General features: G+C 69.5%; 21 protein-coding genes and 2 pseudogenes. 11 read left to right on the top strand and 12 right to left on the bottom strand.

Annotation, left to right across the window (positions count from 1 at the left end; genetic code table 11):
* Positions 1 to 28: 28 nt before the first annotated feature.
* Complete coding sequence (gene sodX / locus ACGFSA_RS09550; protein WP_393302107.1) at positions 29 to 475, top strand: nickel-type superoxide dismutase maturation protease; 447 nt, start codon at positions 29 to 31, stop codon at positions 473 to 475.
* On the opposite strand, the gene ACGFSA_RS09555 is transcribed toward sodX, so the two are convergent.
* Positions 379 to 1,008, bottom strand: a complete 630-nt coding sequence (locus tag ACGFSA_RS09555; protein WP_393302111.1) for a CGNR zinc finger domain-containing protein — start codon at positions 1,006 to 1,008, stop codon at positions 379 to 381. The genes sodX and ACGFSA_RS09555 overlap by 97 nt on opposite strands.
* 176 nt (positions 1,009 to 1,184) lie before the next feature.
* On the opposite strand from ACGFSA_RS09555, the gene ACGFSA_RS09560 reads away from it, so the two are divergent.
* The 3 genes from ACGFSA_RS09560 to ACGFSA_RS09570 all read left to right on the top strand — a co-directional run bounded on the left by ACGFSA_RS09560 (position 1,185) and on the right by ACGFSA_RS09570 (position 4,302).
* Complete coding sequence (locus tag ACGFSA_RS09560) at positions 1,185 to 2,858, top strand: recombinase family protein (protein ID WP_393302114.1); 1,674 nt, start codon at positions 1,185 to 1,187, stop codon at positions 2,856 to 2,858.
* Positions 2,859 to 3,052: 194 nt separating this feature from the next.
* Entirely contained in the window at positions 3,053 to 3,541 is a 489-nt protein-coding gene (locus ACGFSA_RS09565) for a SigE family RNA polymerase sigma factor (protein ID WP_393302117.1), read from the top strand.
* Entirely contained in the window at positions 3,538 to 4,302 is a 765-nt protein-coding gene (locus ACGFSA_RS09570; RefSeq protein ID WP_393302120.1) for a hypothetical protein, read from the top strand. The genes ACGFSA_RS09565 and ACGFSA_RS09570 overlap by 4 nt, the downstream gene beginning before the upstream one ends.
* Positions 4,303 to 4,388: 86 nt before the next feature.
* Here ACGFSA_RS09570 and ACGFSA_RS09575 read toward each other — a convergent pair whose 3' ends face one another.
* The 3 genes from ACGFSA_RS09575 to ACGFSA_RS09585 are packed head-to-tail and all read right to left on the bottom strand — an operon-like array spanning position 4,389 to position 7,088.
* Entirely contained in the window at positions 4,389 to 5,150 is a 762-nt protein-coding gene (locus ACGFSA_RS09575) for an amino acid ABC transporter ATP-binding protein (protein ID WP_393302123.1), read from the bottom strand.
* Positions 5,147 to 6,097, bottom strand: a complete 951-nt coding sequence (locus tag ACGFSA_RS09580) for an amino acid ABC transporter permease (protein WP_393302126.1) — start codon at positions 6,095 to 6,097, stop codon at positions 5,147 to 5,149. Before ACGFSA_RS09580 ends, ACGFSA_RS09575 begins: the two co-directional genes overlap by 4 nt.
* 28 nt (positions 6,098 to 6,125) lie before the next feature.
* Positions 6,126 to 7,088 carry an ABC transporter substrate-binding protein gene (locus tag ACGFSA_RS09585; RefSeq protein ID WP_393302129.1) on the bottom strand — a complete coding sequence of 321 codons (963 nt, stop codon included), beginning with the start codon at positions 7,086 to 7,088 and terminating at the stop codon, positions 6,126 to 6,128.
* 524 nt (positions 7,089 to 7,612) lie between these two features.
* On the opposite strand from ACGFSA_RS09585, the gene ACGFSA_RS09590 reads away from it, so the two are divergent.
* The 3 genes from ACGFSA_RS09590 (at position 7,613) to ACGFSA_RS09600 (ending at position 10,226) form a co-directional block, all read left to right on the top strand.
* Positions 7,613 to 8,836, top strand: coding sequence for an NADP-dependent malic enzyme (locus ACGFSA_RS09590; RefSeq protein WP_393302132.1), 1,224 nt, complete (start codon positions 7,613 to 7,615; stop codon positions 8,834 to 8,836).
* A gap of 211 nt (positions 8,837 to 9,047) precedes the next feature.
* Complete coding sequence (locus ACGFSA_RS09595) at positions 9,048 to 10,013, top strand: zinc-binding dehydrogenase (RefSeq protein ID WP_393302135.1); 966 nt, start codon at positions 9,048 to 9,050, stop codon at positions 10,011 to 10,013.
* Positions 10,014 to 10,073: 60 nt separating this feature from the next.
* The gene (locus ACGFSA_RS09600; RefSeq protein ID WP_393302138.1) at positions 10,074 to 10,226 is read left to right on the top strand and encodes a hypothetical protein; all 153 of its coding nucleotides are present in this window, start codon (positions 10,074 to 10,076) and stop codon (positions 10,224 to 10,226) included.
* A 52-nt stretch (positions 10,227 to 10,278) separates the two neighbouring features.
* Here ACGFSA_RS09600 and ACGFSA_RS09605 read toward each other — a convergent pair whose 3' ends face one another.
* Together ACGFSA_RS09605 and ACGFSA_RS09610 are read right to left on the bottom strand one after the other, a co-directional pair.
* Positions 10,279 to 11,274, bottom strand: a complete 996-nt coding sequence (locus tag ACGFSA_RS09605) for a helix-turn-helix transcriptional regulator (RefSeq protein WP_393302141.1) — start codon at positions 11,272 to 11,274, stop codon at positions 10,279 to 10,281.
* Between the two features lies 1 nt (position 11,275).
* Complete coding sequence (locus ACGFSA_RS09610) at positions 11,276 to 12,133, bottom strand: DUF4097 domain-containing protein (protein WP_393302144.1); 858 nt, start codon at positions 12,131 to 12,133, stop codon at positions 11,276 to 11,278.
* A 153-nt stretch (positions 12,134 to 12,286) separates the two neighbouring features.
* Between ACGFSA_RS09610 and ACGFSA_RS09615 the strand changes: the two genes are divergently transcribed.
* Positions 12,287 to 13,108, top strand: a complete 822-nt coding sequence (locus ACGFSA_RS09615; RefSeq protein WP_393302147.1) for a hypothetical protein — start codon at positions 12,287 to 12,289, stop codon at positions 13,106 to 13,108.
* Positions 13,109 to 13,169: 61 nt separating this feature from the next.
* Here the strand turns inward: ACGFSA_RS09615 and ACGFSA_RS09620 are convergent, their stop codons facing one another.
* On the bottom strand, positions 13,170 to 13,349 hold the full coding sequence (locus ACGFSA_RS09620; protein ID WP_023586593.1) for a DUF6104 family protein: 180 nt from the start codon (positions 13,347 to 13,349) through the stop codon (positions 13,170 to 13,172).
* A gap of 194 nt (positions 13,350 to 13,543) precedes the next feature.
* Here ACGFSA_RS09620 and ACGFSA_RS09625 point away from each other — a divergent pair, with 194 nt between their 5' ends.
* The 3 genes and pseudogenes from ACGFSA_RS09625 (at position 13,544) to ACGFSA_RS09635 (ending at position 16,347) form a co-directional block, all read left to right on the top strand.
* Positions 13,544 to 14,188: a CU044_2847 family protein gene (locus ACGFSA_RS09625; protein ID WP_393302150.1), complete on the top strand. Its 645-nt coding sequence runs from the start codon at positions 13,544 to 13,546 to the stop codon at positions 14,186 to 14,188.
* A gap of 56 nt (positions 14,189 to 14,244) precedes the next feature.
* Positions 14,245 to 14,637, top strand: a pseudogene (locus ACGFSA_RS09630) (trypsin-like serine peptidase); the annotation flags it as partial.
* A gap of 39 nt (positions 14,638 to 14,676) precedes the next feature.
* Entirely contained in the window at positions 14,677 to 16,347 is a 1,671-nt protein-coding gene (locus tag ACGFSA_RS09635) for a tetratricopeptide repeat protein (RefSeq protein ID WP_393302231.1), read from the top strand.
* A 105-nt stretch (positions 16,348 to 16,452) separates the two neighbouring features.
* Here the strand turns inward: ACGFSA_RS09635 and ACGFSA_RS09640 are convergent, their stop codons facing one another.
* The 5 genes and pseudogenes from ACGFSA_RS09640 to ACGFSA_RS09660 form a co-directional block, all read right to left on the bottom strand.
* Positions 16,453 to 20,274 (bottom strand): multifunctional oxoglutarate decarboxylase/oxoglutarate dehydrogenase thiamine pyrophosphate-binding subunit/dihydrolipoyllysine-residue succinyltransferase subunit, encoded by a 3,822-nt coding sequence (locus ACGFSA_RS09640; protein WP_393302153.1) that lies wholly within the window; start codon positions 20,272 to 20,274, stop codon positions 16,453 to 16,455.
* Between the two features lie 260 nt (positions 20,275 to 20,534).
* Entirely contained in the window at positions 20,535 to 21,611 is a 1,077-nt protein-coding gene (locus tag ACGFSA_RS09645; protein ID WP_393302156.1) for an ATP-binding protein, read from the bottom strand.
* Positions 21,608 to 22,345: a response regulator transcription factor gene (locus ACGFSA_RS09650; protein ID WP_393302159.1), complete on the bottom strand. Its 738-nt coding sequence runs from the start codon at positions 22,343 to 22,345 to the stop codon at positions 21,608 to 21,610. Before ACGFSA_RS09650 ends, ACGFSA_RS09645 begins: the two co-directional genes overlap by 4 nt.
* Positions 22,346 to 22,581: 236 nt before the next feature.
* The gene (locus ACGFSA_RS09655) at positions 22,582 to 23,274 is read right to left on the bottom strand and encodes a spermidine synthase (RefSeq protein WP_393302162.1); all 693 of its coding nucleotides are present in this window, start codon (positions 23,272 to 23,274) and stop codon (positions 22,582 to 22,584) included.
* 116 nt (positions 23,275 to 23,390) lie between these two features.
* Positions 23,391 to 23,797, bottom strand: a pseudogene (locus ACGFSA_RS09660) (nucleotidyltransferase); the annotation flags it as partial.
* Positions 23,798 to 23,921: the final 124 nt, after the last annotated feature.

The following is a 23,921-nucleotide window of genomic DNA, read 5'->3' on the forward strand; positions in this document are numbered from 1 at the left end:
CACGGAACGGACCGGGGAGGTGCCGGAGATGCCGGAGGTGCCGGAGGTGGCGCAGGAGCCCGTGCGGGGCATGGCGGGGCGGCTGCCGTTCCAGGTGGTGGAGGTGACGGGGCCGTCGATGGTGCCCACGCTCTACCATGGGGACTGGCTGCTCGTGCAGTACGGGGCGCCGGTGCGCCCCGGTGACGTGGTCGTCCTGCGCCACCCGTTCCAACAGGACCTGTTGGTCGTCAAGCGGGCCACCGAGCGCCGCGCGGGCGGCTGGTGGGTGCTGGCCGACAACACGTTCGCGGGCGGGGACAGCACGGACTACGGGACGGTGCCCGAAGAGCTGGTGCTGGCCCGGGTCCGGGCCCGCTACCGGCCGCTGAGGAAGGATCAGCGTTCGGTCCGCGCGGTGCTGGCCTGGGCGGTCTCCGCGCTGCGGCCGGTGTCGGCGGCGCGCTCCGTCTCCAGGCGCTTGCGGGCCCGGTAGGCGGCCACATTGGCGCGGGTCGCGCAGCGGTCCGAGCAGTAGCGGCGGGACCGGTTGGTCGAGGTGTCGAGGTACGCGTTGCGGCAGGGCGCGGCCTCGCAGAGCCCGAGCCGGTCCACCCCGTACGACGTGAGGTGGAAGGCGAGACCCATCGTTGCGATGGCGGCGTAGCCGGCCGTCGCGTTCGAGGGGTGGTCGGCCAGGTGCATGTGCCAGTCCGGTTTTCCGTCCGCGTCACGGGTGTCGTGGCCGGAGATCTGCGGGCTGACCGGGAACTCCAGCAGCAGCGAGTTCAACAGGTCGACGGCGAGCGTCTCGTCGCCGGTGTCGGCCGCCTCGAAAACGGCGCGCAGCCGTGCCCGTACCGACCGGAAGCGGGTCACGTCCGCGTCGGTGGCGCGCCGGGCGGCCTGCGTATTGGTGCCGAAGAGATCGCGGACGGCCTCGACCGCGGTGAGGGAGTCCTTGTTGCGGGCCGGCTCCTCGGTGTTGACCAGGCGTACGGCGTAGTCCGAGTAATAGGCCAGTTCCACTTGTAGTCCTTATCGTATTGATGCCGTAATGGCCGTGGCCCTATCGAGCGTATTACGTAGCGAGAGGTTTCTGTACTCGAAAAGGTGACTGTCCCGACCTGCACCCCTGGTGGGACAGCGGGAAAGGCATCGTTGCCGAGTGTTGTCATCGCCTGATCCGTTAGGGGGCGTAAGGCGTGCGGCCAGCGGAGAAGGTCATCCTCTATGCCAGGGTGAGTCACATCAAACAGGGGCCGTCCGCCACGGTGCTGGACACTCGCTCCACCGATCAGCAGCTCAAGTCCCTGCGAACAGTGTCCAACACCCAACGCTGGTTCGTCATAGCTGAGTTGAAGGACACCGGCTGCTCAGCCAGCCGGTTCGCAGTCAAGGACCGTCAAGAGTTCATGATGCTCAAGCGCCTCGTCAGAGAGGGGCAGGCGACTTTGATCGCCGCCTGGGAGGTGAGCCGATTCGAGCGAGTCACGAGTGACTGGCTCGAACTCATCGACGCCTGCGCCGAGGTCGGCGTGCGCCTCTGGTATTCCGGCAGGATCATCGATCCCCGCGACTCCGACGACCGCTGGATGGCCACTGTCGACGGGGTTGGGGCGGAGATGGAGGCCGGGCTCGTCTCCGACCGGGCGCAGCGGGGTATCAGCGGTGCGGCGGAAGAGGGCCGCCCCCATGGCCGACCGCCGTACGGGCTCAAGAAGGGGGCTCCGGACGGAGGCAACCGGCCTACTTGGATCATTGACGACACGGCTGTGACCGACGCGGGCGATACCCCTGTGATGATTGTCCGCGAGGTAATCACCCGTATGTCTCTGGGCGAGTCCATCAAGCGAATCAAGGACGACCTGGATGGGCGGAAGGTGCCTACGCCCGGCGGCCGGCAGAAGGCCACCGGCGAGTGGAGCAGGCAGACCATCCGTGACATGGCTTTCAACGTCGGGTACATCGGACGTGTCGAGCGGAAGATCAGCTACGAGCTTCCGCGTGGAGAAACACAGACAGTCACGGCGAGGGCTCGTTGGCCCCGTCTCATCGACGACGAGACGTTCTACGCGGCGCGCGCACGCCTGCTCTCTCGGCAGACGGGGCGCGTGGCGGCGGTCAAGTATGTGCTCGCTCGATTCGCCAGGTGTGGCGTGTGCGGTGAGCCTGTGAGGGGGGCGCGAAACGTACACAGGAAGCGCGGAGACTACGCGCAAGAGGTCTATGTCTGCCACAGCCACCACGTGTCCCGTTCGGCGTGGCAACTCGAAAAGTACGTCACCATGTTGTTGTTCCTCCGGCTGGCCCGGCCGGACCTCGCCGAACTCCTGACTCATGGTGGCACTGACATACGGGAGGCCATTGCTGAACGGGATCGGGCGGAGTCCAAGATTGAGGAGTGGCGGCGCGCGGCGGAGGACGGGCAGATCGGACCTGGGGAGTACAACCGCTTCACGAGGAAGTGGAGCGACCAGAGGGTGCAAGCAGAGCGTGTGATCGCGAATGCCACACCGTCGACCGAGTACGCGGTGCTGCTAGATCCGGAGCTCACCCGCACATGGCCTGAGCTCGGAATTGAACGCCGACGCGCCATCTTGAGGACCGTCTTCTCAAGCATTGTCATTGAGCCGCAGACGAAGAACCGGTTTGACCCACGCCATGTTTCGGTGCAGTGGCAGGGCTCGGACAAGCCGCTGCGCGGCGATGAGGTCGACACGAGTGCTTGTGTCTGGACGCCGGAACTCCGGGACATCTGCAACGTGCAGTGGACGAGGGAACAACGGGAGAAGGCCGGCTGGTTGGAGCCGCACTATGCCTGGGCAGCGGGCTGGCTGGATATCGCGCTCATCACTGCCTGGGACGGCTTGCGATGAAGCAAGGGGTTGTGCTCGCCATCGCTTCGGATGCGGTGGTACTCGCTGCGAAACAGGTGCGGGGGATGAGCGGCACGGACTCCGGTCCGTACCGCCCCGAACTTTTTCCGCCCCTGCTGCAACCCGCCGCGCATCCTGGCGCACTGGAAGGGTGAGACGGTTCGCACCCGCGGACCCGGGAAGGGGCGCCGACGATGCGGATCGATGACGATGCCGCGCTGCACGCCTTCGTCGAGGGCAGACGTACGGCACTGTTCCGCAGCGCCTATCTGCTCTGTGGTGACCGGCACGAGGCCGAGGACCTGGTCCAGTCGACCCTCGTGAAGGTCGTGCTCGGCGGGCGGCGGCACGGGCGGCTGGACAACATCGAGGCGTACGCGCGCAAGACGCTGGTCAACACCTTCATCGCCGCCCGCCGCCGGTTCTGGCGGCGCGAGCAGGCGTACGGCGAACTGCCCGACCGCGCGGGCCGGTCGCCCGACCCGGACACCGGCCTTGCGGTACGGGCGGCCCTCGCCCGGCTCACGGCCAAGCAGCGGGCCGTTCTGGTGCTGCGGTACTGGGAGGACCTGAGCGTCGAGGCAACGGCCGACATGCTCGGGATGCGGGAGAACACGGTCAAGAGCCACGCGGCTCGGGGGTTGGCGGCGCTGCGCGCCGAGATGGCGGAGGAATACGTATGAGCGACGTCAGGGAGCTGCTGGGGCGGGCCGCCGAGCACGCGGGGCAGCCGGTCATCAGCACCGAAGGGGTGTACGCGAAGGCTGCCCGGGTGCGGTGGCGGCGCCGGGCCACGGTCGCGGCGGCCGCGTTCGCCGTGGTCACGGCCGGAGCGGTCGCGGTCCCGGGGCTGACCGCGCAGCCGAAGGAGGAGCAGGCCTCGGTGGCGGCGCCCGCCGAACCGGCCGGCAACAGCGGCCGGGCGAAGAAGCTCGTCGAGCTGCTGCCCAAGGGGGTCGGCTCGGTCGAGCAGGTCTCACTCGCCGTGATCATCAAGCACGCGACCCGGCAACAGGCCAAGGAGCATCCGGTGGGGCCGCTGGACGGGCAGTACGCCGTCCGCAGGGACGGGGGCGTCGGCTACCTCGTCATCGGCGCCATGAGCGGCGAGCAGGTCCGCAAGAAGTCCGGCGGATTCGAGCCCGCCGACAACATCTGCAAGCCGGCCACCGGGCCGCGCCCGACCGACTGCGTTCGCGAGGAACTGCCGGACGGCCGGGTGCTGACCATCTGGAGCGACTCGATGAACTACGACGGTACGCCGAAGTGGGGCTTCGAACTCGTCGGTCGGCTCACCATGAAGGACGGCGGGCTGCTGGCCGTCCGGGACAGCACCGGCTTCCGGGCCGACACCTCGCAGGGGCCGCTGCTCAAGAACACCCCGCTCACGCGCGCCCAGCTGCGCACGCTGATGCTGAGCCCGGAGCTGCTGCCGAAGAAGTAGCCCGGCGGGGGATACGGGGATACGGGGATATGGGAGAGGGCGGTACGGACCGGAGTCCGTACCGCCCTCGTGTCATTCCCGTACCGCTACAGCACCTTCGACAGGAACGACTTCGTCCGGTCGTGCTGCGGGTTCGTCAGTACGTCGCGCGGGTGGCCCGACTCGACCACCACCCCGTCGTCCATGAAGACCAGCGCATCGCCGACCTCCCGGGCGAAGCCCATCTCATGGGTCACGACGACCATCGTCATGCCGTCCTCCGCGAGCCCGCGCATGACGTCCAGGACGTCGCCCACCAGCTCCGGGTCGAGGGCCGACGTCGGCTCGTCGAAGAGCATCAGCTTCGGCTCCATGGCCAGTGCGCGGGCGATCGCCACCCGCTGCTGCTGGCCGCCGGAGAGCTGCGACGGGTAGTTCTTCGCCTTGTCGGCCAGGCCGACCCGGTCCAGCAACCGCTCCGCGCGGGCCCGGGCGACGGCCTTCGCCTCGCCCTTGACCTGTACCGGGGCCTCCATGATGTTCTCGATGGCCGTCATGTGCGGGAAGAGGTTGAACCGCTGGAAGACCATGCCGATGTCCCGGCGCTTCAGGGCGACCTCGGTGTCCTTGAGCTCGTAGAGCTTGTCGCCCTTCTGGCGGTAGCCCACCAGATCGCCGTCGACATAGAGCCGGCCGGCGTTGATCTGCTCCAGGTGGTTGATGCACCGCAGGAACGTCGACTTGCCGGAACCGGACGGGCCGATCAGGCAGAAGACCTCCCGCGGGGCGACCTCCAGGTCGATGCCCTTGAGAATGTGTGCGGCGCCGAAGGACTTGTGGACGCCCTCGGCCTTCACCATGGCGGTCATGCCATGCCTCCCGACGGGCGTCCCAGGGACAGCAGGTTGGCCCGGATCTTCTGTATGGGGGTCGGCGGCAGGCTGCGGCTCGAACCGCGCGCGTAGTACCGCTCCAGGTAGAACTGGCCCACGGTCAGCACCGACGTCATGATCAGGTACCAGGCCGCGGCGAGGAAGTACATCTCCACCGGGGCTCCGGACGACGATCCGATGTCCTGGGCGTACCGGAACAGTTCGGTGAACTGCACCGCGGACACGAGCGACGTCGTCTTCAGCATGTTGATGACTTCGTTGCCCGTCGGCGGCACGATCACCCGCATCGCCTGCGGGATCACGACGCGCCGCAGCGTCTTGCCGTGGCTCATGCCCAGCGCGTGCGACGCCTCCGTCTGGCCCTCGTCGACCGAGAGCAGACCGGCGCGGCAGATCTCGGCCATGTACGCGGCCTCGTTGAGGCCCAGGCCGAGCAGCGCCGTCAGCAGCGGCGTCATGAAGCTCGACCAGTAGTCCTTGTAGATCGGCCCGAGGTTGATGTACTCGAAGACCAGACCCAGGTTGAACCAGACGAACAGCTGTACCAGGACCGGGGTGCCGCGGAAGAACCAGATGTAGAACCACGCGATGGACGAGGTCACCGGGTTCTTGGACAGCCGCATCACCGCGAGCAGGATGCCCCCGACGATGCCGATGACCATCGACAGCGCGGTCAGCAGCAGGGTCTGGCCGACGCCCCTGATGATCCGGTCGTCGAAGAAGTAGTCGGGGACGGCGCCCCAGTTGATCTTGCCCTGCGAGAAGGCGTAGACGATCGCGACGAGCGCGGCGATGGCGATGACCGCCGAGACGTACCGGCCGTAGTGCCGGACCGGGATGGCCTTGATCGCCTCCGGTCCGGCCGACGGGGTGGGGGGAACGGGCGGCTTGTCGGCCGGGCCCGTCTTCTCGATGTCAGTCACAGGTGAAGCCTTTCCGTACAGGTCCCGGTCAGGATCCGCCGTTGATCTTGGCCTCGGTGACCGCGCCGGCCTCCACGCCCCACTTCGCGATGATCTTTCCGTACTCGCCGTTCTTGATCAGCGCGTCCAGGGCCGCCTGGACGGCCTTGGTGAGCTGGTCGTTGCCCTTGGCGATGGCGATGCCGTACGGAGCGGCTTCGACCTGCTCGCCGACGATCTGGAAGTCGTTGCCGCCACCCGAGGTCTTCACCGCGTACGCGGCCACCGGGAAGTCGGAGGAGCCGGCGTCGACGCCACCGCTGCGCAGCCGGGTCTGGGCCTCCAGGTCCGTGTCGTACGACTCGATCGAGATCGTCTTGCCACCCGTGCACTTCTTGGCCTCGGCCTTGGCGAGGTCGTGCGAGACGGTGCCGCGCTGCACGGCGATCTTCTTGCCGCAGAGGTCGGACCAGGTCTTGATGCCCTTGTCGTCACCCTTCTTGGTGTAGATCGAGACACCGGCGGTGAAGTAGTCGACGAAGTCGACACCCTCGCCGACCTTCTTCTTCGTCGCGGAGTCGATGCCTTCCTGGCGGTCCTTGGTGTCGGTCATCGCCGACATCGCCAGCTGGTAGCGCTTGGCGCGCAGACCCGAGATCAGCGTGTCGAAGGTGCCGTTCTCGAACTCGAACTTCACGCCGAGCTCCTTGCCCAGCGCTGCACCGAGGTCGGGGTCGATGCCGACGACGTTGCCGGACTTGTCCTTGAACTCGACCGGCGGGTACGCGATGTCCGAGCCGACCTTGATGACGCCCTTGGCCTTGATGTCCTGCGGCAGGAGGTCGGCGGGGGAGGACGCCCCGGAGGAGCTCTTCGTCGATTCGGACGGCTTCGTTCCGGCCTTGGTCTGGTCGCCACAGGCGGTCAGCAGCATGGTGCCGGCGACCGCGATGGCGCAGACCGCAGCAATCCGGGACGTTGCGGTCGTACGACGGGTGGTGCGTGCGGTCATGATCGGGTTCCTCCGGCGGGTGAGGGTGGAGTTGCCAGGCGGTATGGCACACATCGTCGGATGTCGCCGCCTCGTATGGTTACGGCATCTTGCCATTCGGACTAGCCCAAACAGGGGGCCAGTCATGTCAAAATCGGGTAACGGGCGATCCCCGAACCTCAGTGGGCCGGTACATCAAGGCCGGACCTTCTATGAGATTTTCTTCTTCCGGCCGGAGAATCTTCGGCGCGTCTCGAATGGTGGACGGATATTTGGTTGATTAGTCGACTTGTCCAGATATTCGACTATGAGGCACGTCACCGCGTCGGTTTGAACTCGTCCGGGATGCGGTCTGTCCGGTAAGAAAGACCTTTACACCCCTCATCCGGGGCTCGGGGCGCGTGTGCGGCGCGCCCGCGCGTACGCACCTCCCCCTGTCGGAGCGGGCCAACCGCCCCAGTGCAGGGACGTACGCGGTGCCCGCCCACCCCTCCTCAACCAGGAGTGGCCACCCTCAGACAAAGAAGACTTAAGGGGTCATCACCATGGCAGCGGAGATCGTCAATCCTCGCAGCGACAGCACGACTGACAGCAGTACCGGGAGCGCCACCGATGAGCCGTTCGACGCGGCCTTCGCGCTCCACCGCGGCGGGAAGATGGCCGTGCAGGCCACCGTCCCGCTGCGTGACAAGGACGACTTGTCCCTCGCGTACACACCAGGTGTTGCCAAGGTGTGCAGCGCCATCGCGGAGAATCCCGAGCTGGTTCACGACTACACCTGGAAGTCGCAGGTCGTCGCTGTCGTGACGGACGGCACCGCGGTGCTCGGGCTGGGAGACATCGGCCCGGAGGCGTCCTTGCCCGTGATGGAGGGCAAGGCGATCCTCTTCAAGCAGTTCGGCGGGGTCGACGCGGTGCCGATCGCGCTCGCGACGACCGATGTGGACGAGATCGTGGAGACGGTCGTCCGGCTCGCACCGTCCTTCGGAGGGGTGAATCTGGAGGACATCTCGGCGCCCCGCTGCTTCGAGATCGAGCGCAGGCTGCAGGAGCGGCTCGACATTCCGGTCTTCCACGACGACCAGCACGGTACGGCCGTGGTGACCCTGGCCGCGCTGCGCAACGCCGCGAAGCTGTCCGGGCGGACCCTCGGTGACCTGCGCGGCGTCATCTCCGGCGCGGGGGCGGCAGGGGTGGCCATCGCCAAGTTCCTGCTGGAGGCGGGGCTCGGTGACGTCGCCGTGGCCGACCGCAAGGGGATCGTCAGCCGGGACCGCGAGGACCTGACGGACGTCAAGCGTGAACTCGCGGAGATCACCAACAAGGCCGGCATCTCCGGTCCGCTGGAGACGGCACTGGTCGGCGCGGACGTCTTCATCGGCGTCTCCGGCGGCACGGTGCCGGAGGCGGCGGTCGCGTCGATGGCGCCCGGTGCGTTCGTCTTCGCCATGGCCAACCCGAACCCGGAGGTCCACCCCGACATCGCGCACAAGTACGCGGCGGTCGTGGCGACGGGCCGGTCGGACTACCCGAACCAGATCAACAACGTGCTGGCCTTCCCCGGCATCTTCGCCGGTGCGCTGCAGGTGCGGGCGTCCCGCATCACCGAGGGCATGAAGATCGCCGCAGCGAATGCGCTGGCGGATGTGGTGGGGGACGAGCTGGCGGCGGACTACGTGATTCCCTCGCCGTTCGACGAGCGGGTTGCTCCCGCGGTGACGGCCGCGGTTGCCGCGGCGGCACGCGCGGAGGGTGTGGCGCGCCGCTGAGGTGAGCTCGGGGCGGGGTGGGGGTGCGGGACGCCTGCGGCGGACCGTCGCCCCGCCCCGCCCCTTCCCGAACCGGGGCCCGGCCCCGGACCCCACGCCTCGAACGCCGGCGAGGGTGAACGATGCCACGCGCCCCCGGGTACGGCCGCGCGGGCCACGTCACACGCCTCGCCGGTTCCGCCGCACCCGCCTCGCGCCTAGGGTCAGGGCCATGTTCGCCGCCTACGCAGCCCGCATCGACCGCGACCACCCCCTCACCGGCCTTGAGCTGGGCGAGCGCCCCGCCCCCGAGGCGCGCCCCGGCTGGACCACCGTCCATGTCCGGGCCGCTTCCCTCAACCATCACGACCTCTGGTCGCTCCGTGGCGTCGGCCTCGCCGAGGACAAGCTGCCGATGATCCTCGGCTGCGACGCAGCCGGGATCGACGAGGACGGCAACGAGGTCGTCCTGCACTCCGTCATCGGCCAGACCGGGCACGGTGTCGGCCCGAACGAGCCCCGGTCCATCCTCACCGAGCGCTACCAGGGCACCTTCGCCGAGCAGGTCATCGTCCCCAGCTGGAATGTGCTGCCCAAGCCGAAGGAACTCACCTTCGAGCAGGCGGCCTGTCTGCCGACCGCCTGGCTCACCGCGTACCGGATGCTCTTCACCAATGCCGGAGTACGGCCCGGTGACTCCGTCCTCGTCCAGGGCGCGGGCGGTGGTGTCGCGACCGCCGCGATCGTCCTCGGCAAGGCTGCCGGGCTGCGGATCTACGCCACCAGCCGCGACGAGGCCAAGCGCAAGAGGGCCGTCGAGCTCGGTGCGATCGAGGCGTACGAGCCCGGCGCGCGGCTGCCGCAGCGCGTCGATGCCGTCATCGAGACGGTCGGCGCGGCCACCTGGTCCCACTCGGTGAAGTCGCTGCGCCCCGGTGGCACCCTGGTCATCTCCGGCGCGACCAGCGGCGACCGGCCCTCGCACGCCGAGCTGACCCGGATCTTCTTCCTGGAGCTGAAGGTCGTCGGTTCGACGATGGGGTCCAAGGACGAGCTGGAGGACCTGCTGGCCTTCTGCGCGACGACCGGAGTGCGGCCCGTCATCGACGAGGTGCTGCCGCTGGACCGCGCCCGCGAGGGGTTCGAGCGGCTCGCCTCGGGCGACCAGTTCGGAAAGATCGTACTCACCACGTTCTGAAGTACTGCCCTCTGACGCAGAGATGATGATGCGTCAGTTCTGCTGCTGAGGTCTGCCGCCATGCGTGCGGTCGGAGCCTCATGGCGGCAGTTGTCGCTTCGTCCGCGCCTCGCCGATGTGCTGGCGGAGCACGGGGCGACGCACGAGGCGGTCACGCGCGCGCTGTACGGGGAGGGTGCCGGGGGAGCCGAGGGGCGGGCGAAGGCGGGGTAGGGATGTGGTGGACGTGCCGGGGGCAAGCCAGGTGGCATGCCCCCGGCCCTGCTCACTCCTTGGCGTCGGCGCCGTTCCGCAGGAGCGCGCCGATGTGGGCCGCCGCCGTCGACAGATGGCGGCGGGCCTCCACCAGCTGGTCCTCCGTGACGCCCCGGTCGCGGGCCGCGTCGCGGATGTCGTCCCGGAAGCGGTCGAGCAGGCGGTCCAGGTCGCGGGCCGGGTCGCCCGTCGTGCCCGTCTCCTTGCCCCAGTCGGGGTCGGCGGCCGCCGGTTCGGGCTTGGTGTACGGGGGCCGGCCGGTCGTCCCGGTGTAGCCGGCCAGGCGGCCGGTGATCTCGGCCAGCCCCTCCCGTACGCCGGTGGGCCAGTCACCCCGGGCGAAGTGCTCCTGGACCTGCCGGGCCGCGTTCTGCATCTGCTCGCGCGCCTTCTCCTGGGCCTCCTTGGCCTGGCGGCGCGCCTGCCGGGCGTCCTCGCGGGCACGGCGGGACTCGTCCTTCGCCCGGCGGGCCTGCTCCTTCCACTCCTGCTTGGCCTTGCGCACTTCCTCCTTGGCGGTGCGCCAGGCCTCGCTGTCGCCGAAGTCCGTGAAGTCACTGAAATCGCCGAACGGGGAGCCCCGGTCGCTCTTCGCGCCCGTTCCGGTGGCGGAGGTGTGCCGGGTCTCGCCGGCTGCCGCGCGCATCTCGCTGCGCAGTTTCCCCGCCGCGCCCCGCACGTCGTCCCGCATCTCGGCGGCCAGTTCGGAGACCGACTCGCGGATCTCCAGCTCCAGATCGGCCAGTTCGCCGCCGCGGTCCGCCAGTTCGGCGCGGCCCGCGTCGGTGATCGAGTAGACCTTGCGGCCGCCCTCGGTGGCATGCGTGACGAGACCCTCGGCCTCCAGCTTGGCCAGGCGTGGATAGACGGTGCCCGCCGACGGCGCGTACAGGCCCTGGAAACGTTCCTCCAGGATCCGGATCACCTCGTAGCCGTGACGGGGTGCCTCGTCCAGGAGTTTCAGCAGGTAGAGGCGGAGCCGCCCATGGGCGAATACGGAGGGCATGTCAGAGCACCTTTCCGGTCGACTCGGCGTCGTACGGATCGTCCTCGGCCGGCGGGCGGCGCAGCAGGGCTATCGACCCCGACACGGTCGTGGCACGCAGCGTCCCGGTGCCTGCGCCGAGCGTCCCGGTGATCCGCTTCGCACCCCACTGGCCGCCGACCCGCAGATCCTCGAAGCCGTTGGAGACGGCGCCGCTGGCCGTGTTCGCCTCGACCGTCGCGTCCGCCGGGTGCGGCAGCCGGATGGCGACCTCGCCGGAGATTGTGGTCAGCCGGATGTCCGTGGGCTTCCCCGTCGGGTCCAGGTCCAGCACCATGTTGCCGCTGACCGATTCGGCCCGTACCGCCGCCCCGGCGCCCTCGACGACCGTCAGATCGCCGGAGACCGACTTGAAGCGGAGCTCCCCGGTGACGGACTGGGCCTCCACATTGCCGGAGACCGTGTCCGCGCGGACCGTGCCGCCGAGGCCGACGAGCGTGGTGTCGCCGGTGATGCCGCGCACGTCCGTACGTCCCCGGATGCCCGAGACCAGCGCTCCGGCACCGACCGTGCCGAGCTCCACCGTCGACCCGACCGGCACAGTGAGCGAGACCACCGTGCTGCGGTGCCGCCCCTGGTGGTCGAACCACTTCAGGAAGCCGTGCCAGGGCAGGTCCTCGTAGGCGACCGTGAGGATGCCGTTCTCCTGCGTCACATTGAGCGGCGGGCCCTCGATCGCGGAGACCTCCAGCCGCGCGGTCGGCTCCTCGGTGCCGACGACGTTGACGGTGCCGTTGACGATGCGCACGCTGAGCGCCGTCACCGGGTCGTCGAAGGTGAGCTTCCGAGGCTCGACGATGGTCCACGTCGACACAGGCATGGATCTGACCTCCCAGGAGCACGCCATGACGCAACATATCGCGTCTCTTGAAGAACACGATATATCGCGGATCGAGGAAGTCAAGGGAGGATGGGGCGGCCCGGGGCGATCAAATGGCTCCACATATGGGCAAATTGCCCTACGGTGTGGGGCATGAACGCGACATCACCCGTGGGCGCGCTGCTGCTCTGCCGGGCCGAACCCGACTCCGTACGGCCGGTGGCCCATCTGCTGCGCGAACGCATGCTGCTCGCGCCCGCGGGTGACGGGTGGAGCGTCCTCGTGCCGGAGGGAAAGCCCTGGCAGGACGGGGGAGAAGGGGATCAGCCGGTCGACAGTGTGGTGGGCGGCTGGGCCACCGCGCTCGCGGTCGGCTCCACCTGGCCGGTTCTCGCGCTGTGGTGGGACGGCGACCGGGCCGGCTGCACGCTCGCGTCCGACTTCCGGCGGCCCGTCGGATACGTCTGGCTGGCGGACGGGACTCCGGCGGGTGAGGACGAGGCGATGCGTACGTTTGCCGCGCGACTCGGGCTCGACCCCGTCCTGGACATCCAGCGGCTCGAAACGCTGACCCGCCCGGATTCCGACGCGGACGCCCGTACCCGGCTGGGCGGCCTCCTCGCCGCACTCACCCGCATCGGACTGACCCTCCCGGCCGGCCTCGATCCCGGCGAACCCGCCGATCGGCTGCACGCCTCGGCCGACAGCAGGCCCGGAACGGAGCGGATCGCCTGGGCGGGCTGGTGCGACGCCGTGAAGATCGAACTCGACGCGGTCGAGAGCGGCAGACTCGGCCCGTGGCTGCGAGGCCCCAGGGCGCGTGCGCTCGCCACCGCCCAGCTCGCCGCGGGGGTACCGCTCGTCACCTGGGGGATCGGGCGCCGCAGCGGAGGGTGGGCGTTCGCGGGATCGCTGCTGATCGTGCACGGAGCACTCAGTCTTGCGTACGACCGGATCCGGGCCGAGAGTCACTGATCCGGGACGAGGGGGCTGATCCGGGCCGGCGGGGCCCGGCGGACGCGCCCCGGGCGTCGCCCTATTCCTCGTCCTCGTCGTCCAGTCGGGCCAGCCAGGTGGCGAGGCGCTCGACGGGCACCTCGAAATCGGGATTGAGGTCGACGAACGTACGCAGCTGCTCGGCGAGCCACTCGAAAGTGACCTCCTCCTCGCCGCGCCGCTTCTCCAGCTCCTCGATGCCACGGTCGGTGAAGTACATGGCGCAAGTTTAATGCCTGGCGACAGCCCTCAGGGGCCGGGAGCGCGGGCGCCGGGACCCTCGGCGGGGGCGACGGAATCCGGCCGGGAAACGTCCGAGAACCGGTGCGCCCGGCCCCGGCGTCCTGACGGATGTGCATCGCATCGATCGCGTACTGCCGTTAACCTGCGGGGAGTTCGGGGAACGGGGGTGTCATGAGTGACAGCGGGGCCCGTATTGCACGCATTGAGATGCCGGACGGCACACCGGTCTGGGCGCGCATCTCAGGGGCCGAGGAACTTGAGCGGCGGCCGGCCGGGAACGGGCTGTCCTACACGGACACCGGCTTCTCGGACTTCGCCGACCAGGTGCAGGCCCGGGTGGAGAGCCTGCAGGGGGTGGTGACCAGCGTCGCGCGGTCGCTCGCCGAGCCGCTGCGGGCCGTGCGGCCGGACGAGGTCAGCGTCGAATTCGGCATCGAGCTCACCGCCAAGGCCGGCAAGGTGGTCGGACTCCTCGCGGACGGGGAGGCCAAGGGCGCCATCAAGGTGACGCTCACCTGGAGCGGTGGCGGTCCGGCCGTCGAGCCGCCGATCACGCCGCAGGTGCCCGCGCAGGCCGCCGCGCCGCCCACGCCACCCATTCCGTCCGCCCCGCCCGCGCCCGTCGCCCCGCCCGCACCACCGGCGCCGCCGGGACCGGCGCCCGCGGGGTCCGCGCAGCCGGGGCCCGCGCGGTCCGACCCCGCGTCCCCGCCGTCGCACGCCCCCGCATCCGCGGACGATGCGTCCGCCGCAGCGTCCCCCGGCGCACCGGCGCACCCCGACGGTGCCGCGACCACCGACGGCGGCGGGTCATGACGCAGGAGACCGCCGGGGGCGCGGAAGGGGGTCCGGGGCCGGAGGAGGCTGCGCTCATGGACCTCGTGCGGGACGCCACCGTACGCATCCATCGCCGGGGGGACGGGTATGCCACTGACGGACCCGGCCCGGGCTTCCTGGGGAGTGGCTTTTTCATTGCCCCGAGCTGGGTCCTCACGTGCGCACATGTCGCCATGCAGGGGGCGAAGCGCGAGGTGAACGTGCTGTTCAGGACCGACCCCTACGACGCCGAACTGACCGAGGTCCCCGGCGTGGTGGTCGCCGCGCTGCCCGAGACCCGGCCGGCCGGCGCCCAGGGCTGGCCCGCGCCCGACCTCGCGCTCATCCAGCTGCGGCGGCCCGTCGAACACCCCTGTGTGTACGTCACCGAGCGCTCGGAGGCCATGCTCCGCGGCCGCAGGGTCCGCGTCGTGGGCTGGGCGCCCGCCCCGGGCGGCGGCCTGACGACGCTCAGTGGCGACTGCGAGGTGAAGGGCACCTTCGGCGGCTGGGCCGATGCCGACCAGCAGATCCGGCTCGCCGAGGCCGAGGCGTTCCGGCGGTGCGACGAACCCGACAGCCCCGCCATGCTTCAGGTCGCGATCCCACCGGCACTGCTCGGCCTGGACGTCGACAACTGGAAAGTGACCCCCGACGGGCTGCCGCTCGGAGCCGTACGCCCGGTCGTCGTCCGACGCTCGGCGCGGGAGCAGCCGCCGGACGACGACGTGGAAAGACTGCGCAGGGCCCGCTGGAACGGCACCCGGAACTCCTCGGCGCAGGCCGAAGTCATCGACTGCGAGGACGGAATGGGGGTACGCGTACCGGAGGTGGCGAGACTGCACACCCTGGCGTACGAGACCGTGCCGGTCCTCTGCCGGTACGGCGGCCGGCCGGACCCCGAGACCACGGCCGGACTGGTGCGGATCCTCGACGGCGGCTTCGGGGTGGCCCTGTGGCGGCGGACCGGGGAACCGGACGAGGTCTGCACCGAATTCCATCGGCGTGCCCTCAACACCGTCGCGGAGACCGCAGCCATGGAGCAGGCCGCGGTCGAGCATCTGCGCAGGGAGCGGGGTGAGAAGGACCTGGAGTTCCTGCGGGCCTCCAACGGCCTCGCCGCGGATCTCCGGGGGCTCGGCAGGTACGAGGACGCCCTGGAGATGTCGCAGCGACTGTTGAACTCCTACCGCGAAATCCTCGGCGAGGACTCCCGCACCATGGCCGCCCAGAACAACCTGGCCATTTCGCTCCGACTGCTCGGCCGCTACGAGGAATCGCGGGAGCTCAACCGGCGCACCCTGGACAAGCACCGGGACCGCCTGGGACACCGCCACGCCTTTACGCTGAGCTCCGAGATCAACTACTCGACCGATCTGCAGCTCCTGGGCCGGTACGCCGAGGCCGAGTCCCTCCAGAGTCAGAGCACCCGCAGGCACCGCACCGTCCTGGGCGAGGACAACCCGAAGACGCTCCTGTCCGAACACAATCTGGCCCTGTGCCGCTACCGCGGTGGTGACCGGACCGCAGCGGCGTCCCTCTTCACCCGCGTACTCGAGCGCAGCGAACGGGTGCTCGGCGAGGACGACCCCCTCACCATGATGTTCGCGGCCGGACAGAGCTGCTTCGCCCGCGAGCACGCGGACATCGACCAGGCGAGGGCAATAAGCGAACGCGTCGTCGACGGGTACGTACGGATGCTCGGCGAGACCCGTCCGTACGTAGCGGGGGTCCGTTCCAACCATGCCCTGATCCTGCGCAACGTCGGAGAGCGGGAGCAGGCGCACGTCCTGGGCGAGAACGCGCTCCTGGACACGACGCGCGCCGTCGGTGAGAACCACCCGTGGACCCTCGGCGTCGCCATCAATGCCTCGGCGCTGCGCAATCTCGTGGGTGATCCGGAGTCCGCGGCGGCCCTGACGGAATCGGTCGTCGCGCGTGCCGCCGAGGCACTCGGCCGTACCCATCCGCTCAGCCTGTCCGCCCGGATCGCGTACGCGGCGGATCTGCGCGGCACCCGGGACCGGCAGCGGGCCGACAAGGTGGAGAGCGAAGCGCTGGGCGACCTGGTCTCGACGCTGGGGGCACAGCACGTGCACACGGTCTCGGCGCGTTCGCGCAACCGGCCCTTCTGGGATTTCGAGCCGCAGCTGATCTGACGTCCTGCCGGAAACCTCCGGAAGCCGCCGCACCCCGTACACGCCGGAGGGCCCGGCCCCGCGATCACCTCGCGGGGCCGGGCCCTCCGTACGTACAGCCGCTGATCAGGCCTCGAAGACCTCGGCGACCAGCTGCGCCTGCTCGGCCTGGTGGCGCTTGGCCGAGCCGACCGCCGGGGACGAGCCGTGCGGCCGCGAGATGCGACGCAGGCGCTCACCGTGCGGGACGTCGGCGCCGACGGCCAGGTCCAGGTGGTCGATCAGGTTCAGGGCGATGAACGGCCAGGCACCCTGGTTGGCCGGCTCCTCCTGGGCCCAGAGGTACTTCTCGGCGTTCGGGTACTTGGCGATCTCGGCCTGCAGCTCGGCACCCGCCAGCGGGTACAGACGCTCCAGCCGGATGATGGCCGTGTCCTTGACGCCGCGCTTCTCGCGCTCGGCATCCAGGTCGTAGTAGACCTTGCCGGCGCAGAAGACGACCTTGCGGACCGCCTTCGGGTCGACCGAGTCGTCGCCGATCACCGGGCGGAAGCCGCCGGTGGTGAACTCCTCCGCCTTGGACGCCGCCGCCTTGAGGCGGAGCATCGACTTCGGGGTGAAGACGACCAGCGGCTTGTGGTGCGGGTTGTGCACCTGCCACCGCAGGAGGTGGAAGTAGTTCGACGGGAGCGTCGGCATGGCGACCGTCATGTTGCTCTGCGCGCACATCTGGAGGAAGCGCTCCGGGCGGGCGGACGAGTGGTCCGGGCCCTGGCCCTCGTAGCCGTGCGGCAGGAGCAGCGTGACGCCCGAGGTCTGGCCCCACTTCTGCTCGGCCGAGGAGATGAACTCGTCGACGACGGTCTGCGCGCCGTTGACGAAGTCACCGAACTGGGCCTCCCAGATGACCAGCGACTCCGGGCGGGCCAGCGAGTAGCCGTACTCGAAGCCCATCGCCGCGTACTCGCTGAGCAGCGAGTCGTAGACGTTGTAGCGGGCCTGGTCGTCGGAGAGGTAGAGCAGCGGGGTGTAGTCCTCGCCGGTCACCTGGTCGACGAGGACCGCGTGGCGCTGGCCGAAGGTGCCGCGGCGGGTGTCCTGGCCGGCGAGCCGGACCGGGGTGCCCTCCATCAGCAGCGAACCGATGGCCAGGGTCTCGCCCATGCCCCAGTCGATCGTGCCGGTCTCCACCGAGGCGGCACGGCGCTGCATCTGCGGCATCAGGCGCGGGTGGACCGTGATCCGCTCCGGAATGTTGACCTGGGACTCGGCGATCCGCTTCACGACCTCCGCGGAGACCGCGGTGGTGACGGCGACCGGGAACTCGGGCTTCGCTTCCGGGACATGGGTCTGAGCCGGGGACGAGGTGGCTTCGCGGACCTCCGCGAAGACCTTCTCCAGCTGGCCCTGGAAGTCCTGGAGCGCCTGCTCGGCCTCTTCCAGCGTGATGTCGCCTCGACCGATGAGGGACTCGGTGTAGAGCTTGCGCACCGAGCGCTTCTTGTCGATCAGGGTGTACATCTGCGGGTTGGTGAACTCCGGGTTGTCGCCCTCGTTGTGACCGCGGCGGCGGTAGCAGATGAGGTCGATGACGACGTCCTTGTTGAACGCCTGCCGGAACTCGAAGGCCAGCCGGGCCACCCGGACGACGGCCTCGGGGTCGTCACCGTTGACGTGGATGATCGGCGCCTCGATCATGCGCGCCACGTCGGTGGCGTACATCGAGGAGCGGGAGGACTCCGGGGCGGCGGTGAAGCCGACCTGGTTGTTGATCACCACGTGCACGGTGCCGCCGGTGCGGTAGCCGCGCAGCTGCGACATGTTGAGCGTCTCGGCGACGACGCCCTGGCCCGCGAAGGCCGCGTCGCCGTGGAGCGCGACGGGCAGGACCGTGAAGTCCGTGCCGCCCTTGTTGATGATGTCCTGCTTGGCGCGGGCGATGCCCTCGAGGACCGGGTCGACCGCCTCCAGGTGGGAGGGGTTGGCGGCCAGCGAGACCTTGATCTGCTCGCCGTCCAGACCGGTGAAGGTGCCTTCGGCGCCCAGGTGGTACTTGACGTCGCCGGAGCCGTGCATCGACCGCGGGTCGAGGTTGCCCTCGAACTCCCGGAAGATCTGCGCGTACGACTTGCCGACGATGTTCGCCAGGACGTTCAGACGGCCGCGGTGGGCCATGCCGATGACGACCTCGTCGAGGCGGGCCTCGGCGGCGGAGTCGATGACCGCGTCGAGCAGCGGGATGACGGACTCGCCGCCCTCCAGCGAGAACCGCTTCTGGCCGACGTACTTGGTCTGCAGGAACGTCTCGAACGCCTCGGCGGCGTTGAGGCGGCGCAGGATCCGCAACTGCTCCTCGCGCTCCGGCTTGGGGCGCGGACGCTCCACCCGGTCCTGGAGCCACTTGCGCTGCTTCGGGTCCTGGATGTGCATGAACTCGATGCCGGTGGTGCGGCAGTACGACTCACGCAGCACACCGAGGATGTCGCGGAGCTTCATCAGCGTCTTGCCGGCGAAACCGCCGACCGCGAAGTCCCGCTCCAGGTCCCACAGGGTGAGGCCGTGCTCGGTGATGTCCAGGTCGGGGTGCTTGCGCTGGCGGTACTCCAGCGGGTCGGTGTCGGCCATGACGTGGCCGCGGACCCGGTAGGAGTGGATCAGCTCGAAGACCCGCGCGGCCTTGGTGACATCGTCGTCGTGCGAGGCGTCGATGTCCTTGAGCCAGCGGACCGGCTCGTAGGGGATGCGCAGCGCCTTGAAGATCTCGTCGTAGAACTCGTTCTCGCCGAGCAGGAGCTGGGACACGATCCGCAGGAACTCGCCGGAGGCGGCGCCCTGGATGACGCGGTGGTCGTACGTCGAGGTCAGGGTCATGACCTTCGAGATGCCCAGCTTGTTCAGCGTGTCCTGGGAGGTGCCCTGGAACTCCGCCGGGTAGTCCATCGCGCCGACACCCATGATGAGACCCTGTCCGGGCATCAGGCGGGGCACCGAGTGGACGGTGCCGATGCCGCCGGGGTTGGTCAGCGAGGCGGTGACTCCGGTGAAGTCGTCCATGCCGAGCTTGCCGATGCGGGCGCGGCGGACGATGTCCTCGTACGCCTGCCAGAACTCGAAGAAGTTGAGCGTCTCGGCCTTCTTGATGGCCGCGACGACCAGCTGGCGGTCGCCGCTCGGCTTCACCAGGTCGATGGCCAGACCGAGGTTGACGTGTTCCGGCTTGACCAGGGTCGGCTTGCCGTCCTTCTCCGCGAAGGAGTGGTTCATCGACGGCATGGCCTTGAGGGCCTGCACCATCGCGTACCCGATGAGGTGCGTGAAGGAGATCTTCCCGCCGCGGGCGCGCTTGAGGTGGTTGTTGATGACGATGCGGTTGTCGAAGAGCAGTTTCACCGGAACGGCGCGGACGGACGTGGCCGTCGGCAGTTCCAGGGAGGCGTTCATGTTCTTCGCCACGGCCGCGGACGGGCCGCGCAGCGTCACGTACTCGGGGCCCTCGGCGGCCGTGGCCGGGGCCGCCTTGGCGGGCGCGGCGGCCTTCGCGGCCGGAGCGGCGGGCGCGGCCGGAGCAGCCGGTGCAGCCGGTGCGGCGGGTGCGGCCGGGGTCACCGGGGCAGCGGCCGCCGGCCTCGCCGGGGCGGCGGCCGGAGCCTCCGCCGGAGCGGCAGCCGCGGCGTGATCGGTCCGGGCCGGTGCGATGGCGGCCGGGGCCACCGCAGCCCCCGCGGCTGCGGCGCCGGGAACGGGCTTGTCCGCCGTGCCGGAGGTACCCGGCTTGTAGTCGGCGAAGAAGTCCCACCAGGCGCGATCGACCGAATTGGGATCCTGGAGGTACTGCTGGTAGATCTCGTCGACGAGCCACTCATTGGGGCCGAAAGCTGCAGCCGGGCTCGTGCCCGGGCTGGCTTGGTCGGTCGAGATGCTTGAGTTACTGGGGGACTGAGACGACACGGCGGCAACCGCCCTCTTCCGCTTCACAAGGTGATGGACAGCGGAAATCAAGGCTACGCCTCCCTGACCGTTCCATGCAGACCGGGCCGGTCTTCGTCGTGCAAGTCACATCAAAGAGCGGGTTTCGACGCAGGAAATGGCGGGAAACAAGCATAGTTCCGCTTCAGTCCGGGTACGCGAGGCCGTGGCTACGGCCACGTGGACCGTATCCCCCTCGTGGGACGACACGTAGAACGCGCCCTTCCGGTTCGAACCCTATGTCAACCGCGTGGCTGAGGGATCCCCGGAAGAGTGACTTGGATCCGGCAGCCGCGAGCTGATTCAGCCACTCCGATGCGGCCGCCGTGCAGATCCACCGCCCAGCGGGCGATCGCGAGCCCCAGACCCGTACCGCCGTCGCTGCCCGGACCGTGCGGGGACGGCACCTCACCCCGGTTGAAACGCTCGAAGACCCGGTGCCGCTCGGACTCGGGGATGCCCGGACCCTCGTCCAGGACCTCCAGATCCAGCGACTCCGGCTGCGCGCCGCGCCGCGCCCGCACCGTGACCCGGCCGTGCGGCGGGCTGTGCTTGACAGCGTTGTCGATCAGATTGGCCACCACCTGGTGGAGCCGCTCCGCGTCCGCATGCGTGGTCAGCTCGGGCGGCGACACATCCAGATGCAGATGTACGTCCTTGCGGCTGTGGTTCCCGGAGCCGGAGGAGAGCCGGCGGTGCGAGGAGGCCAGGTTCGCTTCCTTCAGCACGCCCGAGAGATACGGCCACACCTCGAAGCGGCGGGCCTTCAGGGTGACCACCCCGTGGTCCAGCCGGGAGAGGTCCAGCAGCGTCTCCACCAGCCTGCCGAGTCGCTCCGTCTGTTTGAGCGCCGTGTGCATCGTCTCCGGATCGGCCGCGGAGACCCCGTCCACGACGTTCTCCAGCACCGCTCTCAGCGCCGCGATCGGCGTACGCAGCTCGTGCGAGACGTTGGCCACCAGCTCCTTGCGGTGCCGGTCCACAGCCTCCAGATCGTCCGCCATGAGGTTGATCGTCTGCGCCAGGTCGCCGAGCTCGTCACGCCGGTCGGCGCCCCTCACCCGTCTGGTGTAGTCGCCGTGCGAGATCGACCGGGCGACCTTCGTCATCTCGTCCAGCGGCGCCGTCAGACCGTGCGCCACGAACTGCGTGATCAGCAGCGTCGCGATCACCGAGAACACGGTGATGAACCGCAGCTCGGTCCTGGTGCGCACCGCCACCATCAGAAGCCCGGTCGTGATGAACACCGAGACCACGACGAGCGTGCCGAGCTTGGCCTTGACCGAGAAGGGACGCAGCCGGGAGCCGGGCCGGGTCATGGCGCCGGGGTCTCCAGGGCGTAACCGACACCGTGCACGGTGCGGATCCGCTCCGCACCGATCTTCCGGCGCAGCGCCTTGATGTGGCTGTCGACAGTACGGGTGCCGGAGGCGTCCGCCCAGTCCCAGACCTCCGCGAGCAACTGCTCCCGGGAGAGCACCGCGCGCGGTGTGCCGGCCAGGCAGACCAGCAGATCGAACTCGGTCGGTGTGAGGTGGACGTCCTCGGCACGCACCCGCACCCGGCGCTGCGCGTGGTCGATCTCCAGCTCGCCGAGGCGCAGGATGCCAGTGCGCGGTGTCACCGCGGCCAGTGCGGCACGCTCCACCCGGCGCAGCAGGACATGCACCCGGGCGGCCAGCTCACGCATCGAGAACGGCTTGGTCATGTAGTCGTCCGCGCCGACACCGAGGCCGACCAGCATGTCGGTCTCGTCGTCCCGGGCGGTCAGCATCAGCACGGGCACCGGCCGGGTGGCCTGCACCCGACGGCACACCTCCAGGCCGTCGAAGCCCGGCAGCATGATGTCGAGCACCATCAGGTCGGGCTGCCAGGACTCGGCCGCGTCGACGGCAGCGGGGCCGTCGAGCGCGGTCTGCACCAGGAAGCCCTCGGCCCGCAGGCGGGCGGAGATGGCATCGACGATCGTCGCGTCGTCCTCGACCACCAGCACCCGGCGCTGCGCGCCCGGGGTCGCCGCGACACCGTTGTGGGTGGTGTGTGTGTGTTCCATCGCCCCGCCCCTGCCCGTTCTCGCGGGGGCCATTCCCCCGGACGCACGGTCTTCGCTTGTGAATTTCGTGGGTGATCCCGTTTGCCGCTCAGCAGCGTAAAGCCACCGGACGGCCCCCGGCTACGCACGGTGCAACGGCACGGGAACGGGTTGGACGCGACGAGAAGGCGGAGTGTCTGCCTTGTGGCGCGTGGCCCCCGGGCGTCCGGGGGCCACGCATACCCGGTGGGGGGACTTCAGGCGGTCCGAAGTGCGAGATGAACCACGTCGGGCACACCTCGGGCAACATGCACCTCTTCCGTCCTAACGCCGCTGAATCCGGCATTCCGCAAGGCCTGTTCGAAGTGGGTGGATGGTTGCGCGGACCAGACCGCGAGTACTCCGCCCGGATTCAGCCGCTCCCGGCAGTCGGCGAGACCGGCGGGCGAGTACAGGCTGCCGTTGTCGTCGGTGACGGTCCAGTCCGGTCCGTTGTCGATGTCCAGGCACAGCGCGTCGTAACGGTCCGTAGTCGTGTGGAGGTACGCAATCAGATCCTTCGCCAGGATCTCGGCCCGCGGATCGGCGAGCGCGGCACCGGTGATCCGGGCCAGCGGGCCACCCCGGTGCCAGTCGATGATCGCCTGCTCCCGCTCGACGACCGCGATCCGCCCCCAGCGCGGCTCGGCCGCCGCGTGGGAGAGGGAGAAGCCGACCCCGAGACCGCCGATCAGCACCGCCGGGTCCGGCCGCCCGGCGGGCAGCGCGGCAAGCGCCGCGTCGATCAGCAGCCGCTCGGAGCGACCGTCCGCGGTGTCCATCAGGAAGCAGCCGTTGGCGATGATCTCGAAGTCGTCACCCCGCTCCCGCAGGACGACCTCCCCGTACGGCCCTTCGCGGCGGTCGAGCGTGACGGGGCTGTGGGCGGTGCGGCGGTCGGCGGTGGGCATGTCCTCGGTCTCCGGTAGAGGGTGGGTGAGTCCCTGCCATCCTCGCCCGGCCGCGCGGCCGGGACCAGCGAATTGCCGGATCCGTACGGGGCGCGGGGAGGCGAAAGGCGTGGTCACAGGAGAGGGGTGCAGAGGCAGGCGACGAAGAAGCCCATGTCGTTGCGTTCGAGTTCGCTGACAGGGTGCCGGTGCCGAAGAGGAGGATGCCGACCCCGTCGATCAGGTCGGACGAGGCGTCGAGTGCGGCCTCGACGGAGCGGGCGGCGGCCCGGTCGGCCTCGGTCGGTTCGGCGCGCAGGGCCGGCAGCAGATCCAGGTCCGAGACGCCGGGAATGGCCGTGCCCCGAGGAATGCTGCCGTAGAGGTAGGCGCTGTGCAGCCGCGTGGCGTCGAACGCATCGGTGATCCGGGAGCGGGCCGCCTCGACCGCGGGGGCCAACGCTGCCGGTACGCGGCTCAGTGAGCCCTCGCGTCTGATCGTCTCGTCCTCGGCGAGGCCTCTGTCGAGCTCTGTGTCACCCATACGGGCACTCTTCCCCGGAGTGCGGCGCGGCCGCGAGCGGTTTTCGCAGGTGACGGACGGGTGGAAGAAGATCGCTGAGAGCGAACACAGCCCCGGGAACATGCAGTCGCTCAGGAGCATTGAG

The organism is Streptomyces sp. NPDC048496, from assembly GCF_043200055.1.
Taxonomy (GTDB): Bacteria; Actinomycetota; Actinomycetes; order Streptomycetales; family Streptomycetaceae; genus Streptomyces.